Origin of the sequence: Embleya sp. NPDC059237, from assembly GCF_042754105.1 — a bacterium.
GTDB lineage: Bacteria > Actinomycetota > Actinomycetes > Streptomycetales > Streptomycetaceae > Embleya.
In genome coordinates this window covers 81,847-103,360 of record NZ_JBHZAE010000020.1, presented here as the reverse complement: position 1 = coordinate 103,360, position 21,514 = coordinate 81,847, and the positions used below count along the sequence as shown (strand labels likewise).

At 73.0% G+C, this 21,514-nt stretch carries 17 protein-coding genes; 9 read left to right on the top strand and 8 right to left on the bottom strand.

The genetic code is table 11. The features are described from left to right. Window positions 1–7 precede the first annotated feature (7 nt). Window positions 8–3,442: an SCO7613 C-terminal domain-containing membrane protein gene (locus tag ACFXKZ_RS42375; protein WP_380010128.1), complete on the bottom strand. Its 3,435-nt coding sequence runs from the start codon at window positions 3,440–3,442 to the stop codon at window positions 8–10. Between the two features lie 207 nt (window positions 3,443–3,649). Here ACFXKZ_RS42375 and coaBC point away from each other — a divergent pair, with 207 nt between their 5' ends. Continuing rightward, on the top strand, window positions 3,650–4,858 hold the full coding sequence (gene coaBC, locus ACFXKZ_RS42370) for a bifunctional phosphopantothenoylcysteine decarboxylase/phosphopantothenate--cysteine ligase CoaBC (RefSeq protein ID WP_380010125.1): 1,209 nt from the start codon (window positions 3,650–3,652) through the stop codon (window positions 4,856–4,858). 235 nt (window positions 4,859–5,093) lie between these two features. Beyond that, the gene (metK, locus tag ACFXKZ_RS42365) at window positions 5,094–6,287 is read left to right on the top strand and encodes a methionine adenosyltransferase (RefSeq protein WP_380010122.1); all 1,194 of its coding nucleotides are present in this window, start codon (window positions 5,094–5,096) and stop codon (window positions 6,285–6,287) included. A gap of 245 nt (window positions 6,288–6,532) precedes the next feature. Here metK and ACFXKZ_RS42360 read toward each other — a convergent pair whose 3' ends face one another. The 4 genes from ACFXKZ_RS42360 to ACFXKZ_RS42345 form a co-directional block, all read right to left on the bottom strand. Then, complete coding sequence (locus ACFXKZ_RS42360; RefSeq protein ID WP_380010119.1) at window positions 6,533–6,763, bottom strand: hypothetical protein; 231 nt, start codon at window positions 6,761–6,763, stop codon at window positions 6,533–6,535. Between the two features lie 74 nt (window positions 6,764–6,837). Further along, complete coding sequence (locus ACFXKZ_RS42355) at window positions 6,838–7,365, bottom strand: hypothetical protein (RefSeq protein ID WP_380010116.1); 528 nt, start codon at window positions 7,363–7,365, stop codon at window positions 6,838–6,840. A 134-nt stretch (window positions 7,366–7,499) separates the two neighbouring features. Beyond that, window positions 7,500–8,162 (bottom strand): nitroreductase family protein, encoded by a 663-nt coding sequence (locus tag ACFXKZ_RS42350; RefSeq protein ID WP_380010113.1) that lies wholly within the window; start codon window positions 8,160–8,162, stop codon window positions 7,500–7,502. A gap of 80 nt (window positions 8,163–8,242) precedes the next feature. Continuing rightward, complete coding sequence (locus tag ACFXKZ_RS42345; protein ID WP_380010110.1) at window positions 8,243–8,521, bottom strand: hypothetical protein; 279 nt, start codon at window positions 8,519–8,521, stop codon at window positions 8,243–8,245. A gap of 341 nt (window positions 8,522–8,862) precedes the next feature. Here ACFXKZ_RS42345 and ACFXKZ_RS42340 point away from each other — a divergent pair, with 341 nt between their 5' ends. Then, on the top strand, window positions 8,863–9,291 hold the full coding sequence (locus tag ACFXKZ_RS42340; RefSeq protein ID WP_380010107.1) for a DUF5709 domain-containing protein: 429 nt from the start codon (window positions 8,863–8,865) through the stop codon (window positions 9,289–9,291). A gap of 219 nt (window positions 9,292–9,510) precedes the next feature. Here ACFXKZ_RS42340 and ACFXKZ_RS42335 read toward each other — a convergent pair whose 3' ends face one another. Then, window positions 9,511–12,249, bottom strand: coding sequence for a hypothetical protein (locus ACFXKZ_RS42335; RefSeq protein ID WP_380010104.1), 2,739 nt, complete (start codon window positions 12,247–12,249; stop codon window positions 9,511–9,513). Between the two features lie 174 nt (window positions 12,250–12,423). Here ACFXKZ_RS42335 and ACFXKZ_RS42330 point away from each other — a divergent pair, with 174 nt between their 5' ends. From ACFXKZ_RS42330 to ACFXKZ_RS42320, 3 genes are all read left to right on the top strand, one after another. Then, a complete protein-coding gene (locus tag ACFXKZ_RS42330; protein WP_380010101.1) occupies window positions 12,424–14,598 on the top strand; it encodes a heavy metal translocating P-type ATPase in 2,175 nt (724 codons plus the stop codon). A gap of 75 nt (window positions 14,599–14,673) precedes the next feature. Further along, complete coding sequence (locus ACFXKZ_RS42325; RefSeq protein WP_380010098.1) at window positions 14,674–15,684, top strand: phosphotransferase family protein; 1,011 nt, start codon at window positions 14,674–14,676, stop codon at window positions 15,682–15,684. A 137-nt stretch (window positions 15,685–15,821) separates the two neighbouring features. Next, window positions 15,822–16,454, top strand: a complete 633-nt coding sequence (locus ACFXKZ_RS42320; RefSeq protein WP_380010095.1) for a hypothetical protein — start codon at window positions 15,822–15,824, stop codon at window positions 16,452–16,454. A gap of 13 nt (window positions 16,455–16,467) precedes the next feature. Here ACFXKZ_RS42320 and ACFXKZ_RS42315 read toward each other — a convergent pair whose 3' ends face one another. Beyond that, window positions 16,468–17,559, bottom strand: coding sequence for a Gfo/Idh/MocA family protein (locus ACFXKZ_RS42315; RefSeq protein WP_380010092.1), 1,092 nt, complete (start codon window positions 17,557–17,559; stop codon window positions 16,468–16,470). Window positions 17,560–17,718: 159 nt separating this feature from the next. Further along, window positions 17,719–18,192: a hypothetical protein gene (locus ACFXKZ_RS42310; RefSeq protein WP_380010089.1), complete on the bottom strand. Its 474-nt coding sequence runs from the start codon at window positions 18,190–18,192 to the stop codon at window positions 17,719–17,721. A gap of 94 nt (window positions 18,193–18,286) precedes the next feature. Here ACFXKZ_RS42310 and ACFXKZ_RS42305 point away from each other — a divergent pair, with 94 nt between their 5' ends. The 3 genes from ACFXKZ_RS42305 to ACFXKZ_RS42295 all read left to right on the top strand — a co-directional run bounded on the left by ACFXKZ_RS42305 (window position 18,287) and on the right by ACFXKZ_RS42295 (window position 21,378). After that, window positions 18,287–18,739, top strand: coding sequence for a PaaI family thioesterase (locus tag ACFXKZ_RS42305; RefSeq protein WP_380010086.1), 453 nt, complete (start codon window positions 18,287–18,289; stop codon window positions 18,737–18,739). Between the two features lie 139 nt (window positions 18,740–18,878). Beyond that, complete coding sequence (locus ACFXKZ_RS42300) at window positions 18,879–20,531, top strand: AMP-binding protein (protein WP_380010083.1); 1,653 nt, start codon at window positions 18,879–18,881, stop codon at window positions 20,529–20,531. Window positions 20,532–20,568: 37 nt separating this feature from the next. Continuing rightward, complete coding sequence (locus ACFXKZ_RS42295) at window positions 20,569–21,378, top strand: PaaX family transcriptional regulator C-terminal domain-containing protein (RefSeq protein ID WP_380010080.1); 810 nt, start codon at window positions 20,569–20,571, stop codon at window positions 21,376–21,378. Window positions 21,379–21,514: the final 136 nt, after the last annotated feature.

The window sequence follows — 21,514 nt, the reverse complement described above, 5'->3', positions numbered from 1 at the left end:
AGCCGGGCTACCGGAGCCGGCCCACCGCGCGGCGCAGCCGCTTGAGGTCGCGGACCCGGCGCTCGTAGCCGGCGCCGACCACGATCAGCAGCAGCCCCGCCGTGCCGAGGATCGCCCAGCGCGGCACCGCGTCGTACACCGGCGCCAGATGCGGCACCAGGTGCACCGGGCCGATGATGGCCGGCACTCCCGCGCCCAGGAACAGCGGCGCCCGGAGCCGGAATCGGGCGCCGACCAGGAGCGTGCCGATCGCGGCGATCCCGAGCAGGCTCGGCCGGATCGGCTCGCCCTGCCCCACCGCGAGCGGCAACGACGGCAGCAGCAACACCGCCAGCGGAGCGCCGTAGGCCGCCCACGAGGTGGTGTCCGGGTTGGCCCGCCGCCGGCGCAGCCCCTCGACCAGCAGGGCGAGGCCGAGCGGCACGGTGTACGCCTCCGGGTGCGGCACGTCGAACAGGGCGAGCCGGACCCAGTAGGCGACGAACAGCAGCGGCACCGAGGCGACCCGGGCCGGCCCACGCAGCGGCCCGGCCGGCGTGGTCGACGCGGTGAGGCCGGCCCCGGCCAGGACGAGCCAGATCAGCTCGGGGGCCACGGACAGCGTCGCGGCGCCGGCGGCGCACACGGCCGCGGCGGCGGCGATCGGGACGGCCGGGCCGAGGCGGGGGAGCCGGGCGCCGGCGAGGTACAGGAGCATCGCCGTGCCGGCCGCGGCCAAGACGGTCGCGCCGTTCGACGCGTCGAGCCGGTACAGCGCGGCCGGCACCGTCGCGGTGAACAGCACGACGGCGGCGGGCGGCCAGGCGGGCCGCAGCACGGGGTGGCCGAACCGCGCGCCGCACAGGGCCGCCGCCGTCGCGACGGCCAACGCGACGGGCGAGGTCGGCGCGCCGGTCAGAAGCGCGACGAGCAGGCTCGTGCCCGCCGCGGCCTCGACGGCGAGCACGATCGGGGACGGGCAGGCGAGGGGGCCGGCGAGCGTGGCGGCGAGCGGGAACAGCAGGGCGGCGGCGAGCACGGCGGCGAGTGCGACGGCGGGTCGATCCGAGCCGAAGGCGGTGGCGCCGGCCGCGCTCGCGCCGACCCAGCACAGCGCGGCGACCGCGGCCCAGGCGGTTCGCGGCGCCGGCCGGTCGCGGAGCGCGCCGACCACGCACGCCGCCAGGCCCGCGGCGAGTGCGACGGCCAACGGGCCCGGGGCGCGGGCCGCGCCCAGGCTGCCGGTGGTCCAGCCGATGCCGCCGACCAGGGTCAGCGTCCGGGTGGTCCGCGCGGTGGGCCGCAGCGCCACCGCGATCAGCGCGACCAGGGCGCCGAGTACGGCGGGGGCGAGAGCGATCAGCGCGGTCCGGGCGCCCGCGTGCCCGGTCGCCATCGCCACGTCGGACAGGGCGAGGGCGAGCGCGGCCCCGGCCGCGAGCGGACGGACGAGCCGGCGCATGGGCAGGCGCAGGACGAGGGCGGGACCGGAGCCGGAGCCGGAGCCGGGGGAGGGGCGGGCGCCGGAGGGTGGGGCGTATGGGACTACTTGTGGTTCTTTGTCGAAATCGACGCCCACTTGGGCTGGTTCATCCGAGTTGTTCGTTTCACTCGTCGGCGTGGAATCCGCCGGTGCCGGCGCCGCGTTCGGCTCGATCGCGCGGCGTCCCGGCGACAGGACGGCGACCAGAGTGAGGCCGGCGGCGCCCACGGCCCAGATCACGATCGACGTCTGCCAGTACGCCGTCGCCCACACGAGGGCGAGCCCGCCGTGGCCCAGGGCGAGCAGCGGCAACCACGGCCGCACCCGCCCCGCGCAGGCCCACCCGATCGCCGCCGCCACGTGCCAGCCGAGCGCCGCCCACAGCGGCAGATCCAGCGCCGGCGGCACGACCAGGAGCAGTGCCCCGACGGCGATCGCGCCGATCACGCGAGTCGTGGTCGCACTGGACCGGCCGCGCAGGAGGGTCAGCGCGGTGAACCCGGTCAGCACCGCCAAAGGCAGCAGCGCGAGCGGCGCCGCGCCGAAGCTCCAGCCGGCGGTGCCGGACAGGAGCGCGTCCCGGGCGTGCGCATCGACCGGGTACAGGCTCCAGGGCCGGCCGAGCCAGGACATCGGGCCGAACACGGCCACCAGCGGCGCCGCGGCCACCCAGAACGCCGGCACCACGGTGAGCGGCACCAGCACCGCGAGCGGCCCGACCCGGAACTCGCGCGGCACCGCGAACAGCGGCGCCATCGCGACCAGGACCACCGCGAGCAGCGCCACGCCCACCCACGCGACCGGGGTGTCCGACTCGCCCGAATCGCGCCCCGGCAGCGACGCGAGCAGCAGCACGGCCGCCGCCAGCGCGCCCACCATCGCGCTCCCCGACGCCAGATGCCGTACCACCGGCGCCTCGCGCAGCGTGTACGCGATCCCGCCGGCGAGCGCGGCCAGCGCCAGCATCGTGCCCGCCGGTGCCCCGCCGGCGCCCTCGCCCAGGGTCAGCCCGACCGCGGCCAGCCAGTAGCACAGCACCCCGACCTCGGCCACGATCCGCAACCCGCGCGCGGCGTCGGAGTAGGTCCGGCGCAGCAGCGCGACATCGACCGCGGCCTGCGCCCCGAGCCCGATCGCGAGCGGCAGCAGCGACCCGCGCTCCACCCCGAACCAGGCGATCACCAGCGGCAGTGGCCCCTGCAACAGCAGCGCGGCGGAGATCCGCAACGCCCGCAGCGGCGCGATCAGCGAGCCGAGAGCTGCCGCGCCGCCGACCGCGAGCAGGGTGCCGGCCGACACGAGCAGCGCGTCCCCGCTGCGCAGACCCGCGAGGTCGGCGGTCCACGCCGCGTACCCGTCGAGCAGGCCCATCGCCACGGTCAGCGCGGCCATCGCCTCGGCGGTGGCGGGCAGTTCGCGCTGCTCGGCGAGCCCGGTACCGGCCGCGGCCAGGACCAGCGCCAGCCCCATCACCAGCGCGCGACCCGCCGTCCCGGTGTGGTTCCACGTGACCGCCACGAACACCAGCGCGGCCAGCACCACGAGCAGCACACCCGAGCCCAGCACGATCCGGGCGACCCGACGACGCCCGACCTCGGCACTCTCCCGGATCCGGCCGATGGGCGTGGGAGCCGGCGCCGGCGCGACGGCGGGCGATGCGGGCCCCGATGCGGGCGCCGGGGTGTGCTGGGCCGGGAGCGCCGGGTCCGGGGCGACGGCCGCCGGCGCGCCCGCCGGTGTCGACCACGTCGGCGCCGGCGTGTACCGCGTCCGCCGCGCCTCCGCCCGCATCCGGGTCAGCAGGTCCTCGCGTTGGCGCAGGAGCCGTGCGGCCGACACGCTGATCTGCCACAGTTGATCGGCGGCCGGTCCGGTGAGCAGGATCGCGCACTGCCGGCAGCGCTCGGTGCGCGGCTCGTCCAGGTGCACCACACAGCCGGGACACCGTGTCGGGTCGTCCAGGACCTGTTCGTTCAGCATCGACGTCGTCTCCCCCGATGGGTTCGTGGCCACCGATGCTGGCAGCGCATTCCCGCCGGGACATCCGCTCTCGTACTCGGATCCCGGCCGGCATCGCGGCCGCAACACCGGTCCGCGCGAGGCGAGATCGGGCCGTCCCGGGCCGTGACGTAGGCTCGCCGTGCCGGTCGCACCCGGGCCGGCCGCGTCGGAGGAGCAGGAGCAGCGATGAGTAGCGGACCCCGACCCCGCGTCGTCCTCGGCGTCGCCGGCGGCATCGCCGCGTACAAGGCGTGCGAACTCCTGCGCCGGTTGACCGAGTCGGGCCACGAGGTCCGGGTCGTACCGACCGAGTCCGCGCTGCACTTCGTCGGCGCGGCCACCTGGTCGGCGCTGTCCGGGCAACCGGTGGCCACCGGGGTCTGGGACGCGGTGCACGAGGTCCCGCACGTACGCATCGGCCAGAGCGCCGACGTCGTCGTGGTCGCGCCCGCCACCGCCGACCTGCTCGCCAAGGCCGCCCACGGGCTGGCCGACGACCTGCTCACCAACACGCTGCTCACCGCGCGATGTCCGGTGGTGTTCGCGCCTGCGATGCACACCGAGATGTGGGAGCACCCGGCCACCGTCGACAACGTCGCGACGCTGCGCCGGCGCGGGGCGATCGTGATCGAGCCCGCGGTGGGCCGATTGACCGGCAAGGACACCGGCAAGGGCCGACTGCCCGACCCGGAGCAGATCTTCCAGGTGGTCCGGCGCGCCCTGGCCCGCGGCGTCACCGCGCCCGACCTGGTCGGTCGGCACGTGGTGGTCAGCGCCGGCGGCACCCGCGAGCCGCTGGACCCGGTCCGTTTCCTCGGCAACCGCTCGTCCGGCAAGCAGGGGTACGCGCTGGCCCGCACCGCGATCGCCCGCGGCGCGCGGGTCACCCTGATCGAGGCCAACACCGGCCTGCCGGATCCGGCAGGCGCCGACGTGGTGCACGTGGGCACCGCCGTGGATCTGCGCGAGGCCGTGACCAAGGCGGCCGAGAACGCCGACTGCGTGGTGATGGCCGCGGCGGTCGCCGACTTCCGCCCGGCGAACCGGGTGGGCGGCAAGATCAAGAAGACCGACGCGGAGCCGGAGCCGATCGCGCTGGTGAAGAATCCCGACATCCTCGCCGAAATCTCCCGGGACCGGGCCCGGGCCGGCCAGGTGGTGGTCGGCTTCGCCGCGGAGACCGACGACGTACTCGCCAACGGGCGCGCCAAGCTCGCGCGCAAGGGTTGCGACCTGCTCGTGGTCAACCGGGTCGGCGAGGAATTGACGTTCGGCACGGATGTCAACGAGGCGGTGATCCTGGCCGCCGACGGCACCGAGACACCCGTTCCGCACGGCCCGAAGGAGGATTTGGCGGAGGTCGTCTGGGATCTCGTCGTGTCCCGTTTCGGCTAGTTCGCCGGTCGATCCCTACGCTTGATGGCTGCAATTTGACACAAAGTGAGCAACGCCACGCCCATGTTCTCGGGGGGCACCCCGCCCGCTTGCGGGTCTCGGGGGGATAAACTCGGCTCCAGCATTTCGGTGGACCCGTCCGTTCCTTCCCGTCCGTGCCCTTCCGGTGCGGACTCGTCGGGATGGTCGGGCCCACTTGTCAGAGCCAGCAGCCGCTGCAACCCCAGGGAGCGATGTGTCCCGCCGCCTGTTCACCTCTGAGTCCGTGACCGAAGGTCACCCGGACAAGATCGCCGACCAGATCAGCGATTCCATCCTGGACGCTCTCCTCAAGGAAGACCCCAAGAGTCGGGTCGCCGTCGAGACGCTGATTACCACCGGTCAGGTGCATGTGGCCGGAGAGGTCACCACCCAGGGCTACGCCGACATCCCCACGATCGTGCGCGAGCGCGTTCTGGAGATCGGCTACGACAGCTCGAAGAAGGGCTTCGACGGCGCCTCCTGTGGTGTCTCGGTGTCCATCGGCGCGCAGTCGGCCGACATCGCCCAGGGCGTCGACACGGCCTACGAGAACCGGGTCGACGGCGACGAGGACGAGCTGGACCGCCAGGGCGCGGGCGACCAGGGTCTGATGTTCGGCTACGCGTGCGACGACACGCCCGAGCTGATGCCGCTGCCGATCACGCTCGCCCACCGGCTGTCCAAGCGCCTGGCCGAGGTGCGCAAGAACGGGACCATCCCCTACCTGCGCCCCGACGGCAAGACCCAGGTCACCATCGAATACGAGGGCGACCGGCCGATCCGCCTGGACACGGTCGTGGTCTCCTCGCAGCACGCGGCCGACATCGACCTGGACTCGCTGCTGGCGCCGGACATCCGCGAATACGTGGTCGAGCCGGAGCTGACCGGCCTGGGCATCGAGACCGAGGGCTACCGGCTCCTGGTCAACCCGACGGGCCGGTTCGAGATCGGCGGCCCGATGGGTGACGCGGGGCTGACCGGCCGCAAGATCATCATCGACACCTACGGCGGCATGGCCCGTCACGGTGGCGGCGCGTTCTCCGGCAAGGACCCGTCGAAGGTGGACCGCTCCGCCGCGTACGCGATGCGCTGGGTGGCCAAGAACGTGGTGGCCGCCGGGCTGGCGCGCCGCTGCGAGGTGCAGGTCGCGTACGCGATCGGCAAGGCGGCGCCGGTCGGCCTGTTCGTGGAGACCTTCGGCACCGAGGCGGTGCCGGTGGAGACCATCCAGGCCGCCGTCGGGACGGTGTTCGACCTGCGCCCGGCCGCGATCATCCGCGACCTGGACCTGCTCCGCCCGATCTACGCCCAGACCGCGGCCTACGGCCACTTCGGCCGCGACCTCCCGGACTTCACCTGGGAGCGCACCGACCGCGTGGACGCGCTCAAGGCCGCCGCGGGCCTCTGAGCCCGGGGATTTCTCGCACGTCGCCGGCTGCGACACCGACCCTTTCGGGGGGCGGCGTCGCGGCCGGCGGCGTTTGTGGGGTCGGGGACGAGAGGGCCGCGGCGAGTCGGCCGGTGCCTGCGAGTTCGCCGAGCAGTCGGCCCGGGCGCCGTGTCGACGGGCGAGCAGGGCGGGGGCCACACGACCAGGCCAGGGCCAGGGCGGCGGCCGCGTCCTCGGACGGCGGCCAGGGGCGCGCCGGTGGGTCAGGCGGCCTGGGCGGCGCGGCGCAGGCGCGTCATCAGGTGGGTGCGGTCGGCGTTGGTGATCATCGCCGGATGGGCGTGCAGGGCCGCGACCGCGTCGTGAGCCGTGGCCCACAGGCGGGCCAGCTCGTGTTCGGACACCTGCCCCGCGGATCGGGCGATCGCCTCGTAAGCGGCGTCACGCGCGCGTTGCAGTTCGATCAGGTCCGCCGGGATGGGCTGTTCGGCCATGGCAAGAGCTTACGAGAGTCCACGTAAACACAGGGTTAGCTCCGGATTGCGGCGGACCCCACGGAAGATCGTCCTCAGATGGCCTCGTGCTCCCGGCCGGCGGATTGTTGCGGATGGCGCGGTATGCGGAACTCGGTCACCGGCGGCATGCAGAAGATGGTCAGGTCGCACGCGACGCCGACCGCCTGCGTGGGGGTGTGGCCCAGGTGCAGTGCGGCCCGGGCGTACTCCCACCCCGAGCCGATCGCGCCGTAGTCGTAGTAGAAGACGTCGAAGTCGCCGCCCGTCTCGAACAGCTTGCCGTCGAAGGCGAACATGAACTCCGACTTGGGCTCGAAGCTGGACAGCTTGCGCTTGCCCCACTCGACGAACTCGGCGTAGAACTCCAGGACGTCGCGCTCCTCGGCGGACGACGGGGTGTGCGTGTCCAGGAACAGGCGCATCAGATTGATGTCGCGCAACAGTCCGGCACCGCCGAAGATCAGGTTCTCGCCGATCTTGTACAGCTTGGTGCCCTCGGTCTTGGCCTGGCCCCAGGTCACCTGGGAGTCGGCGGCCACGACGATCGATTCGTCGATGATCTTCCCCGCGACGACACTCATCAACGCCCCCGTTCGTACGGCTGATCCGGACCCGAACGTGCCGGTTCAGGATCGCAGAGGGGCGGCCCTCGGCGCAGGTGTTCGGGTCGCGCCGAGGGCTTCCGGGGACGGTTCGGACCGGACCGCGCCCGCGGTCAGAGGCGGACCAGGACCTGGTCCAGCGGCTTGCGGTGGATGTCGGGGACGCGGGCGTCCTCGGCCGGGTAGCCGACCGGGATGACCACCGCGGCGCGCTCCTCCGGGGGGCGGTCGCACACCTCGTTGAGGAAGCGCATCGGGCTCGGCGTATGGGTCAGCGTGGCCAGCCCGGCCTGGTGCAGCGAGGCGAGCAGCAGGCCGACGGCAATGCCGACCGATTCCTTCGTGTAGTACGGGCGCGGCGAGTCGGGTCCCTTGTGCACCTCGAACACCACGATCACCGCCGGCGCGTCCTCCAGGAACGGCTTGTGCCAGTCGGTGCCGATCGGGGCGAGCGCGGCCAACCACTCCTCGGACGCGCGATGTGCGTAGAACTCGCGCTCCTCCTGCTCGGCGGCCTCGCGCAGCCGCCGCTTGCGCTCGGGATCGGTGAGCACGACGAAGCGCCAGGGCTGGACGTTCGCGCCGCTGGGCGCGGTGCCGGCGGTACGGATCGCCCATTCGACCACGTTGTCCGGGATCGGTTGGGACGAGAAGTCGCGGACGGTTCGACGCTCGGCCATCACGTCGTGGAAGGCACGGCTGCGGGCTTCCGCCTCGTGAGCGGGGACGCCTCGGTGCCGGTGCGGAACCGTGGGGTATGTGGGTTCATCGACCATGGCGCACAGCACAGCACGGCAGGGGGGTGCGGTGGAAGGTCCCGTCTCGGATCGTCTCGGGTTCGGGTGGTCCGGCCCGGTCAGTTCGATCCGCGGTCGCTCAGCGAGACGGTCGGCGCGGCGGCGACGGTGCGGGTGACGCGGAACTGCCGGCCGGTGCTCGCGACGGTCACCACGGAGCCCGCCCAGGCCTCGGTCACCCGTCGGGACAGGTCGGCCTCGGTGATGCCCGCGTGCAGCAGGTCGGCACGCAGCGCTCGCGCCGCCGACTCCCGGGTCCCGGTGTGCAGGGTCCGCCAATCGTCGCGGTTCGTCTCGCGCGTCTGCGCCTCGTGCATCCCGTTCGCTGCCTCGTGCATCGTGTCCGCTCCCTCCCCGGCCGTGCAGGACCGGGCCTTCCGTCCCTGACCCCCTGGACCACCCTGCGCCGGCGGTCAAAGATCGTCCAAATCCGTCAGGAAAAATCAGCCTCAGGCATGAGACGGGTGAAGCCGCCTACTTCGTTGGAACGAGCGCCCGGGTGGGCCGTGAGCCATGGATTCGCGGCCCGTCTCCAACCGGCCGGACGGGTGTGGGTTGGGTCGGCACGCCGGACCGCTCCGAATGAACCGGCGGGCGCTGGGCACCGTACTCGGATCGCCGGGGACAGGGTTGTGTCCCGGGCACGCGGGCACGAGCACATCAGGGAAGGTGGCAGGCCATGAGCGACGACACGTGGGACCCGGTCGAGGATTCCCCGGACACTCCCGGCGACGACGGCGTCCTCGGCCCCGAGGACACACTGTCCACCGACGACCTGTCGTACGACCCGCTCGACACCGGAATCGTGCCGCCCGACCGCTGGTCGGCGGCGGAGCGCTACGGCAATACCCCGGAGGAGTCCCGACGCGGCGAATCGCTCGACCAGCTGCTGGCCGAAGAGGAGCCGGACATCGCCGACGACGACGCGGTGTCGGACGAGTGGGAGGGCGGCCCCGATCCCAGGGCGGGCCGGCTGGTCGCGGCGGACGAGGGCGCGCACGAGGACACCGAGTCGGAGGCGATCGCCCGCGATGTCGGCATCGACGGCGGCGCGGCCGGGGCCGAGGAGGCGGCGATGCACGTCATCCCGGAGGAAGAGGTCCCGTAGGCCGCCGGTGGGCGGCTGCGCGCGGAGTCCGGGGTCGGTGGGCCAAGGGCGGGCGGGACCCCTGGGGCCGATGGTGTGGCTGCGTGCGGATGGTGCGGGTGTGGTGGGCCCAGGGTGGATGCGCCTGGTGTGGGCGCGGGCCCGGATGCGCGTGCCGGTGTGCTGCGGCTCGGGGTTGTGCGTGGCTCGGTGTGGTGTCGGACCGGGCGTTCTCGTGGGTCAGTGGGCGTTCGGGGGGAGTAGGCGGGTTGCGGCGGTCGGGTTGGGTGGTGGGGGGTCGGTGGGGCGGGGTGGGATCCGGGCCGCGGTCGGTCCCGTGGGCGGGGTTTCGTCGAGCCCGGGGTCGAGGGTTGTTCGGGGGAGGGCCGCGGATGTGGGTGGTGGCTCGGTGGGGTGGTCCGCGGACGTGGCGGGTTCCGGAGGGGTGCCCAGGATCGATGCGGGGGCGGGTTCGGGGCCGGTGAGTGGACGCCCGTCGAGGAGGTCCAGGGTTGCGGCCAGGCTGGCGGCGGCGGCTCGGGCGGCGCCGGCGACGACCGGGTCGCCGGTGTGCGCGGCGAGGTCGGCGAGTTCGCGTTCGGCCTCGGGGCGGTCGGCGATCAGGGTGTGGCGCAGGTCGGTGAGTGGTCCCGCGATCCAGGACTCGGCCTCCGCCTCGGTCTCGACCACCCGTCGCATCGCGTCCACCCAGCGGCCGATCGTGCCCAGCGACTCACGCGCGTATTCGAGCAGTCGCCGGCGAGCCGGGCCCTCCAGGCGGTGGCCCTTGCCGTTGCGGAACTCCTCGTCGATGGCGGACAGCCGGTTCTCCAGCTCGTGATGCTTGGTGAGCCGGCGCAACGTCTCGGCGACCTCCTCCAGATCGCGCCGGTCGTTGCCGCCCGCGAGCCGCAACATGCGACCGAGCAGGCCGTCCTCGGGACGCCACCACAACTGGGCGATCGAGGTCGCGCGCGGGAAGCGCAGGTGGCGCGGGTGTTGCAGGGCCTCGGCGGCGTCGGCGGCACAGGTCGCGGCGCCCGCCTCGGCCTCTGCCAGGGCGGCCAGGGCGCCGAGGTTGCGCGAGCCGCCGAGCAGGCCCTGGGCGGAGCCGGTGGCGATGTGTCGGGCCAGGCCGGCCACGGCGGGCAGGTCGCTCAGGCCGGCGGCGGCCTCCTGGAGCAGGCCGTACGTGCTGTGCCCACACAACACGGCGGCGCGGGCGGCGGCGGCCACGGTCAGCAGCTGGGTCGCGCGGTCGTGGCTGGGTGAGCGCATCGCCATCTCGTCGAGTTCGTCCCGTAGCGACATCGCGAGCGCGCCGGTGTCCGAACGCGCGCCGTCGGCGAGGGCGAGGGCGCGCAGCGCGGAGACGCGTTCCGGATCGTCGGCGCCGTGGGCGTGCGCGGAGGCGTAGTCGCCGCGACCGATCAGCTCGCCGAGCAGGGCGACGGATTCGCGGTCGGGGGAGGTCGGGGGCACCGGGTCGGCGGAGTCGCTTTGTCGGGCAGGTTCGGTTCGGCCGGTGCGCCCGGTCTCCTCGGTAGGCTCGGCCTGCTCGGGTTCCTCGGGTTGCGCCGTCGTCTCGTCCGCGCCGGCGCCCGATGCGGTTTTCTCGTCGCGCTCGACCGGGTCGACCCGGTCCTCCCCGGTGTCCTCCGTTTCGGGTGACGCGGTTTCGGCTGCCGGGGACGGACCTTGCGGCGGCTCTTCGGTATCGCCGGCCGGTTCGGGTGGGGCCTCGGTTTCGGCCTCGGTGTTCGGGGTGGGGTCCGATGTCCGGTGCCAGGACAACCGGCCGCGTAACGCGGCGTTGACGATGGTCGGGTCGGGCAGGTGAAGGCGGACCGTTTCGGCCAACTCGTCCACGCCGTCGTCGCGGTCCGCCGCGATCGCGTCGATCAGCGCGCCGAGGTCGGCCAGGGCGCACACGCGGCGTCGGTCGTCCGGTTCCCAGTTTTCGTGACGCTCGCTCAGGTCGGCGGCCAGCTCGCGGAGTTCGTTGATCGCCGGCTCGTGTGCGGGTGGGCCGTCCAGGCGTCGGAAGCGGTCCACGTCGGCGAGTTCGCGAGCATGTACGGCGGCCTCGTGCGCGGTGATCGTGGCGGCCAGGCCCGGTCGGTCCTCGGGCAGGGTGTCCGGTTCGGCGCCGACCAGCGCACCGACCGCCTCGCGGGCCTCGGTCACCGCCGGGCCCACGAGCGTGAGCATGGTCAGGTCGGCGTCCTCCGGGGCCCGGCCGGCCGCGACGGCGGCGGTGATCGAGTCGGCGGCGGCCCGGGCCCGGCCGAGCGCGTCGTCGAGCGAGCGCAGCGGGGACGGGGGTTCCTCGCCGCCACACATCCGGTTGCGGCAGAACTCCTCGAATCGGCGGCAGGCGGCCACGATGTCGGTGATCACGTCGGCGGGCCAGCCGGGCAGCGCGAGATCGGCCTCGGTGAGGACGAGACGCAGCAGCGCGGCGGCCTGGCAGCTGAAGCCCCAGTCGGCGAGCGCGGTGAGCCGGACCAGGTCGGGGGTGAACCCCGAGGTCTTCAGGCTCTCCAGGATCTCGCCGTCCAGGGCGTCCGGGTCGGTGTCCAGCGTCGCCGGCAGTAGCACCCGCAGTACAGGCAGCGTGACGACCTGGGCGGTGTAGCCGCGCACGCTCGCGGTCTGCTTGCGCAGCCGCTTGAGCGCGTGTTCCGCGATCGCGGGGGTGGGGCGCCGGGCGGGCGGGACCCGCAGGGCACGCAGGGTGTCGGTACGGGTGGGGTTGGGCAACCGCCACAGGGCGTCGGCGAGGACGTCGGGGGCGATTGCCGCCAGACAGTCGACGAGTGGGTCGCCGAGGCGGGCCAGTTGTACGGCGACCGCCGACTTTTCCCGGGCTATCTCCTGTTGATCGTGGTCCGGATGGTCCAGGAAGGGCTGCAGTTCGCCCGACGAGGTCGCCCACCACAACCAGTCGACGCTGCGGGACCGGGGTTGACGCACCATTTTGGCCTCCCGGGGGAGAGGGGCTGGTCTCTGGTTATACCGCCGCAGGCCCGAGATGCGGACGGTTCTGTCGGAATCACAAGGAATCAGCGCGGGTCGGTCGGTGTTGTATATACCCCTGGGTGGTATATGTGATGGATTGCGGCGGCCGAGGAGTCGAGGGAAGGGATCACGATGGAGCGCGGGCGGATCGACCGGGACGAGCATGCGAGCCGGGACGGGGATCCGAGCGACGCGGAACTCGCCGACGGGGCGAGGCGGGTGGCACCCGGCACGCACGGTGGCGTGCACGCCGGGCACGCCGGGCACGCCGAGCATGGCGGGCACGAAGGGCATGGCGGGCACGAAGGGCATGGCGGGCACGCCGGTCATGCCGGGCACGCCGAGATGTTTCGGCGGAAGTTTCTGCTGAGTCTGCTGCTTTCCGTCCCGGTGCTCGTGTTGAGCCCGATGCTCGCGGACGTACTCGGTTACCACGAGCCCTCGTTCACCGGATCCTCCTGGATTCCGCCGCTGCTCGGCACCGTCGTGTTCGGCTACGGCGGGTGGCCGTTCCTCACCGGCGCCCGCGACGAACTGGCCGCGCGACAGCCGGGGATGATGACCCTGATCGCGATGGCGATCACCGTCGCGTTCGGCGCGTCCTGGGCCTCCACTTTGGAGATCGCCTCGCACGACCTGGACTTCTGGTGGGAACTGGTCCTGCTGGTCGACATCATGCTGCTCGGCCACTGGTTGGAGATGCGGGCCCTCGGCGCCGCCTCGGGAGCCCTGGACGCGCTTGCCGCGCTGCTCCCCGACGAAGCGGAACGGGTGGGCCCGGACGGGGAGTTCGAGCGCGTCCCGGCGGCCGAACTGGAGATCGGCGACACCGTGCTCGTGCGTTCCGGTGGGCGCGTACCGGCGGACGGGACGATCGCCGAAGGCGCCGCCGAGTTCGACGAGTCGATGATCACCGGCGAATCCCGGCCGGTGCCGCGCGGAGTGCGGGACACCGTGGTCGCCGGTACGGTGGCGATGGACAGCGCGGTACGGGTCACCGTGACCGCGACCGGCGAGGGCACCCAACTGGCCGGGATCCGGCGGTTGGTCGCCGAGGCGCAACAATCCCGGTCGCGCGCCCAGGCGTTGGCCGATCGGGCGGCGGCGCTGCTGTTCTACTACGCGGCGGGCGCGGCCGTACTGACGCTGCTCGCCTGGTCGTTGCTCGGCGAGGGCGGATCGGCGATCGAGCGTACGGTCACCGTCCTGGTGATCGCCTGCCCGCACGCGCTCGGCCTTGCCATCCCGCTGGTGATCGCGATCTCCACCGAACTCTCGGCGCGTCAGGGCATCCTGATCAAGGATCGGATCGCGCTGGAACGGATGCGTGACGTCGATGTGGTGCTGTTCGACAAGACCGGCACCCTCACGCGCGGCGCGCCGGCGGTGACCGGGGCCGTCGCGGCGCCCGGATGGCACGAATCGAAGGTGCTGCTGCTCGCCGGCGCGGCCGAGCGGGAGAGCGAACATCCGCTCGCCCGGGCGATCATACGGGCCGCCGAGGAGCACGGGCGGCCGGATGCCGCGACCGGGTTCCGGTCGATGACCGGGCGCGGGGTGGAGGCGGACGTGGGCGGGGTCCGGGTCCGGGTCGGCGGGCCCGCACTGCTGCGGGAGACGGGTGTCCGGGTGCCCGACGAGGTGGCGGCGACCACCGACGAGTGGGTCGGGCGCGGCGCGGCGGTGTTGTACGTGTCGGCCGACGACGAGGTCGTTGGGGCGTTGGCCCTGGAGGACGAGATCAGGCCCGAATCCCCGGACGCGGTGCGGGAGTTGCATGCGGCCGGGGTACGGGTGGGGATGCTCACCGGGGACGCGCGCCAGGTGGCCGCCCGGGTGGGCCGGGAACTCGGGGTGGACGAGGTCTTCGCCGAGGTGTTGCCCGGCGACAAGGACGCCAAGGTGGCCGAACTCCAGTCCCGGGGCCTGCGGGTGGCCATGGTCGGCGACGGTGTCAACGACGCCCCGGCGCTGGCCCGGGCCGACGTCGGCATCGCGATCGGTGCGGGCACGGACGTCGCGGTGCAGTCGGCGGGCGTGGTGCTGGCCTCCGACGACCCCCGCGCGGTGCTGGGCGTACGCCGATTGTCCACCGCCGTCTACCGCAAGATGCGGCAGAACCTGGTCTGGGCGGCGGGCTACAACATCGTCACCGTCCCGCTCGCCGCCGGCGTGTTGGCCTGGGCGGGGGTGGTGCTCCCGATGGAGGTGGGAGCCATCCTGATGAGCCTGTCCACGGTCGTGGTCGCCCTCAACGCCCAGTTGTTGCGCCGGTTGGACCTGCGCCCGCAGGCGTTGGAGGAGTGAGCCCACGGCCCGTGTGACGCGGTGGCCGCTTCGGTCGGGCGATCGGCTCGCGACTGCGGCGTTAGGCTCCCAGGCGTGATCGGCGATGGGGATGCGGGCGACGACGCGGCGCAGTGGCGGGCCACGCGGGCGTGGGTCGAGGGAGCGTTGCCGGCGGGCGAGCGGGTGGTGGCGGCCGAACGGCTCATCGGTGGGTGGACGTCGGTGATGCGGCGGCTGCGGGTGGTCGGGGGCGATGGGGAACGGGCCCTGGTACTGCGGTCGTTCGTGAAACCTTTCTTTCTCCGGCACGCCGAGGGGCTGTTGGCTCGGGAGGCGGCGATCCTCGCACTGCTCGCCGATGTCGATGCCGCGATCGACGTCCCGGTGGCGCGCTGCCTGGCGGTGGACGCGCGTGGCGCGTACTGCGACCATCCGTCCCTGCTGATGTCGCTGCTCCCGGGCGGGATTCGGCTGGGTGAGGAGGGCGCGGCGGTGCGGATCGGCCTGCTCGCCCGGCAGTTGGTGGCGATCCATGCGGTGCCGGTCACCGAGGAGACCCGGCCCCGGGACTATCAGGCCTGGACCGCGCCGGAGCGGGTGAGCGTGCCGGCCGCACCCGTCCGGGCCGGGGTCTGGCGTCGGGCGGTGGAGCTGATCCGCCGGGAACCGCCCGCGTACCAGGGGTGTTTCCTGCACCGCGACTTCCATCCGGGCAATGTGCTGTTTGCCGGGCACGGCGCCGAGGTGCGGATCTCCGGCGTGGTCGACTGGGTCGAGACCTCGTGGGGACCGGCCGATCTGGACGTGGCGCACTGCTCGACCGCGTTGGCCCTGCTGCACGGGCCCGCCGTCGGGATGTGCTTCCCCGCCGCCTACCTCGCGGCCGGCGGTCGGCTCGCCGACGATCCGGCGGACCACCTGTACTGGCGGCTGCTCGACGCGCTCGCGTTCGCCCCGGACGCGGAGAAGGTGGCGGTGCCGTGGCGGGAGGCGGGACGGGCGGACCTGACATCCGACCTGTTGGGTGCTCGGCTGGAGAAGTATCTCGCCCTGCTGCTCGATCGGTTCGACCACCCGCTCCGGTCGGAACGAAGGATTCCGTAGGCCGTACCATCCGTCTGGCGCCATGGAGTCGCCATGGAGTCGGCGCGGGTCGCCGGGGCTTTTCGGGGGAGCGGATGAGGTCTGCGGTCGGTGTCGCGCAAGGTGCCGTGTTCGGGATTCGGGGACGGCACGGTTCGATGGCGCTTCGTAAGTTGCCGGAGGACGTCTGGCGGGGCCCGGCGCTGGGAATGCGGCGGGATTCCGACCGGCACGACAGCTTCGAGGACCTGCTGTACATCGACGACACCCGGCCGGACGGGGGTGGGCGGCACAAGGACTGGCGGCACCTGACGTTGTGGGCCGACCCCGGGCGCGAGTCGGCCGCGATCACGGTCGAGACGGAGTCGGCCGACGATACCGGGGCCGTCTACCGCATCGCCGGCCCGGCGGGCGAGTCGTTGGGGCGGGTCACCCGTCGCCGCGGGAGCGTGCTGCCCCCGCGGCGGACCTCGTGGCACGTCGAACTGCCCGACGGGGGATCGCTGTCCGCGGTCAAGGGCGAGGTGGTCGGTTGGTGCTGGTGGTGGTTGTTCTCGCCGGTGTGGGCGGTGATGGCGGCGGCCATCCTGTTCGGCGGCGAGTTTCCCCGGATGCCGATCAAGACCCGGTGGACGCGCGGTGGAGCGGACGTGTTCCGCTTCTTCGACGACGACTTCGAGAACCGGTACCGGGTCGAGGACGACTGGCCGGACGTACGGGTCCTGTACGGCCTGGCCGCGCTGCATCACGCCCACCCGACCCCGCTGAACTCGCACACCCGGGGCGATTGAGCCGCGGGCGCGCTCAGCCGCAGGCCACCCACGCGCCGCCCGTCGCGGCGGAGGCGCGGATCGCGTCGAGGATACGTTGGCCGGCCACGCCGTCGGCGAAGTCGGCGGGACGCGGGTGGTCGGGGATCGGGTCGCCGGCGATCAGCGCGGCGAAGGTGCCGGCCAGGCGGGCGTAGGGCGCGCGGTCGATGCCCATCGAGTGCAGCAGGTCGTACGCGGTGTGCATCAGGTCGGACGGCGGCGCGATCGGGTCCGGGTTGGCCAGGTCCTCGGGGACGTCCACCCGGCGGTCGCCGGCGGCGTCGCCGAGCCACACGTCGTCGAACTCGACCCAGGCCGTGCCGTGCGTGCCCGCCACACGCGTGGTCATCAGCGGCGGACCGTAGACGCCGGCCGAACTCTGCAGCGTGCCCTCCACCCCGCTCACCGTGCGAAAGCGCACATTGAAGGTGTCCTCCGCGCTCTGCCCCGGCCGATCCGCGACCAGCGGCAGGCCGGCGCTGACCCCTTCGAACTCGCCCAGCGTGTGCCGGATCTGGTCGATCCAGTGCGAGGCGTGAGCGCCGAGCCAGCCGCCGCCGTCCTCGGCCCGGCCCCACCACGCGGGCACCTCGGCGGCCGGGCCGGTCAGTACCGGAATGTGCAACAGCCAGGTGGCGAGCCGGGGTTCGCCGATCGCGCCGGCGGCGATCAGTCGGGCGAGCAGCGCCTGGGACGACTGCCAGCGGAACTCGGTGCCCAACAGGTGCACCACACCCGCCTGTTCGGCGGCGGCCAGCATCCGGGCCGCCTCGGCCGCGTCGCTCGCGAACGGCTTCTCGCAGACCACGTGCTTCCCGGCCGCGATCGCGGCGAGCACGATCTCGGCGTGGGTGTGCGGGGGCGTGACCACGCTCACCGCGTCCACGCCGTCGAGGGCGAGCGCCGCGTCGAGGTCGGTGTACGCGTGCGGGACGCCGAAGCGCTCGGCGCGCTCGGCGGTGCGGGCGGGGTCGCGGCCGACGAGGGCGCGTACCTCGAAGCCCGCGTCCCGGAACGCCGGCAGGTGGGTGATGCACCCGAATCCGGTCCCGACGATCGCCACACCCAGTTTTTCCCGCGCCATGACGTCGCTCTCCTTGTTGTGGGCCGAGGGCCGGCAAGCCGAAGGCCGAGGGCCGACAGACTGTGGGCCGGGCCGAAACGGGGGCCTACGGTAAGGGAAGCTGTCCAAATTCGCCATCGTGGTGCCGTGTGACGAAGCGCATCCGGCGGGTGGGGGTGATCAGCCGGGGCGGTACGCCGACACGTCCTCGGTGGTCAGGCGTACCCGGGTCGGCCGGTCGTCGGTCGACGCGGCCGGCCCGGCGGCGGGCGGGTCCAGCAGCAGCCCGATCCGCTCGCGCTCCGCCGCCCCCGGCAGCGCCGCCTCGACTTCGTCGGCCGGATACCCGAACAGGTCCACGTCCCGCCACACCACCGGGTCCGTCGTCGTGCCCGGTAGTCGCTCGAAGGCGATGGTGCGGCACCCGTGTTCGGAGCCGGTCACGTCCACGCGCAGGGCGCCCAGGGAGCCGCCGAAGCTCCAGAACCTCCGGTGGCCGTCGTCGTGGTAGCGGGTGCCGGCGCAGGACCAATAGGCGCGTACGTCCAAAACCGTGGACAACGTCCACTGGGCCCGCTGCTCGCTCATCCCGAAACGCAACACGCCGGCGCCGCGCGGCAGCACCACGCCCACGCCCGGCAGCAGTTCGAACACGTCCCGATTGTGCCCGAGGGCGCACGGCGGCGGGCGGGCCGACTCTGATATCGATGGTCGGGCATCCGGCTCCCGAACGAACGGTGGTAGCGCCATGACCGACACCCCCGACGGCCCGTCGACCGGCCCCCTCGGGCTCGACTTCGCCGAGACGGTGCTCGCGGCCCAGCCGTTCAGCCGGCTCGTCGGCGCCCGGGTCACCGAGTTCGGTGCCGGGCGGGCCACCCTCGAGGTCGACGTGCGGGACGAACTCCGGCAGCAGAACGGCTACTTGCACGGCGGCGTGCTGGCGTATGCGGCGGACAACGCGATCACCTTCGCCGCGGGCAGCACGCTGGGGGCGGCGGTGCTGACCGGCAGTGTCCAGGTCCAGTACCTGCGGCCGGCGCAGGGGGTGATGTTGCGGGCCGAGGCGCACGTGGTGCATGCCGGGCGGCGGCAGGCGGTGTGCGATTGCACCTTGGTCATGCGCGCGGAGGACGGCACCGAGACGGTCTGCGCGATCGGTCGCGGCACGGTGCTGGTGGTGAACGGGGGGTCGGCCTGAGGGGGCGGCGGGTGGTCGGGGCGTCGGGTGGTGGGGCGGTGGGCCGCGTCGGCTGCGGGTGTGCCGAGGGGATGTCATCCCGTGCGGGTGTCGCGTACCGTTGACTGTCGTCACGATGGCAACAGGATGAGGTGCCCTCATGCAGCTCCGTCCCTCCGCGCACGTCGACACGTTCTGCCGGGACCGGTTGCCGCCCGTCGAGCAGTGGCCCGAACTGGTCTTCGATGTGCCGGAGGTCCGCTACCCCGACCGGCTCAACTGCGCCGCGGCCCTGCTCGACGACACCATCGCCCGACACGGGGCCGAACGGCGGTGCCTGGTCACCGCGACGCAGACCTGGACGTACGGCGACCTGCTCACCCGCGCCAACCAGATCGCGCATGTGCTGACCGAGGACCTGGGCGTGCTGCCCGGTCATCGGATCCTTCTGCGCGGCCCCAACAACCCCTGGCTGGTCGCGAGTTGGTTCGGCGCGCTGAAGGCCGGCGCGGTCGTGGTGACCACCATGCCGCTGCTGCGCGCGCACGAACTCGACACCATCCACCGGATCGCCCAACCGGTTGTCGCCCTGTGCGACCACCGCTTCACCGCCGAGTTGGAGGCCGCCGACACCCCCGGGCTGCGTGTGGTCGACTACGGCGGGGCGGGTGAGGGTACGTTGGCCGCCCGCTGCGCCGCGAAGAGCACCGTGTTCGAGGCGGTCGACACCGCGTGCGACGACGTGGCGCTGATCGCGTTCACGTCCGGGACGACCGGGCGGCCCAAGGCGACGATGCACTTCCATCGGGACGTGTTGGCGATCGCCGACACGTTCTCCGCGTATGTGCTGCGGCCGGAGCCGACCGACCTGTTCACCGGGACGCCGCCGCTGGGCTTCACCTTCGGGCTCGGTGGGCTGGTGGTGTTCCCGCTGCGGGTGGGCGCGGCCACGCTGCTCCTGGAGCGGGCGACGCCGGAGGAACTGGCAGCCGTGGTGGCCGAGCGGCGGGTCACCGTACTGTTCACCGCGCCCACCGCGTATCGGGCCATCCTCGGCGCCGGGCTCGTCGACCTGCTCGCGGGCGTGCGGCGGTGCGTGTCGGCGGGGGAGGCGTTGCCGGTCGGGGTGTGGCAGGCGTACCACGACGCGATCGGGACGCGGATCATCGACGGGATCGGGGCGACCGAACTGCTGCACGTGTTCGTCTCCGCGGCCGACGATGCGATCCGGCCGGGGGCGACCGGGCTGCCGGTACCGGGTTTTCGGGCCGTGGTGCTCGGGTCGGACGGCTTGCCCGTGCCGGATGGGACGCCGGGGCGGTTGGCGGTGAAGGGGCCGACGGGATGTCGCTATCTCGATGACGCTCGGCAGGTCGACTATGTGTGTGATGGGTGGAACATCACCGGTGATACGTATGTGCGGGATGAGGATGGCTATTTCTGGTATCAGGCGCGTAGTGACGACATGATCGTGTCGTCCGGGTACAACATCGCCGGTCCCGAGGTCGAGGCGGTGCTCGGTACGCATCCGGACGTCGCGGAGTGCGGGGTGGTCGGGGCGCCGGATGTGCGCAGGGGGCTGGTGGTCAAGGCGTATGTGGTGCTGCACCCGGGGGTGAGTGCGGACGAGGCGACGGCGCGGGCGTTGCAGGGGTTCGTGAAGCAGACGATGGCGCCGTACAAGTACCCGCGCCTGGTGGAGTTCGTGGACGAATTGCCGCGTACGAACACCGGCAAGCTGCGGCGCGGGGAGCTGCGGCGGCGCGCGGCCGAGGGTACGCCGGTCGCCGGGGCGGGGCCCGCGCCCGGATAGGATCACCGCCGAACCAGACTCCGCGAGGAAGGCGACCATGGCGGAGACCTCGGCCCGGCCCAGCTCCCTGATCAACACCGTGTACGGCGCGTTCGTGCGCGGGCTCGGCGGGTGGATCTCGATCGCCGACCTGATCGTGCTGATGGGCGAACTCGGCGTGGACGCACCGGCGGTGCGGTCGGCGATCTCGCGGCTGAAGAAGCGCGGCACGCTCATCCAGGAGCGGCGGGAGGGAACCGGCTATCGGCTGAGCCCGGCGATGGAGTCGATCTTCGACGAGGGCGATCGGCGGATCTTCGGCAATCTGGAGCCGGCGCGGCTGTCGGACGGGTGGGTGCTGGCGATTTTCTCGGTGCCCGAGTCGGAGCGGGCGCATCGGCACCAGTTGCGGTCGCGGTTGACGTGGCTGGGTTTCGGCAACGTGTCGCCGGGGGTGTGGATCGCGCCGGCGCGATTGTTGGAGGACGCTCGGCGGACGCTGGAGCGGGTTGAACTGGCGGACTACGTACACCTGTTCACGGGGGATGCGGCCAGTGCGACGCGGCTCGGCGAGGCAGTCGGGGAGTGGTGGGACTTCGAGGCGATCGAGGAGCAGTACGCGCTGTTCACGGACGCGTATGGGCCGGTTGCGGCGGAGCTTGGGGGGCGGGCGGTGATTTCGCCGGGGGAGGCGTTTCGGGCCTATGTGCCGATGCTCACCCAATGGCGGCGGTTGCCGTATCTCGACCCGGGGTTGCCGGCGGAGTTGTTGCCGGCGGACTGGAACGCGGTGGAGGCGCGGAAGGTGTTCCTGTCCCTGCACTCGCTCCTTGCGGAGGGGGCGGGGGTCCACGTACGCGAGGTGTAACGCACCCGCGCCATGCGGCCGGGCTGTTTGGCCTCGAGCGCCGGCCGGGCTGTTTGGCCTCGAGCGCCGGCCGGGCTGTTTGGCCTCGAGCGCCGGCCGGGCTGTTTGGCCTCGAGCGCCGGCCGGGCTGTTTGGC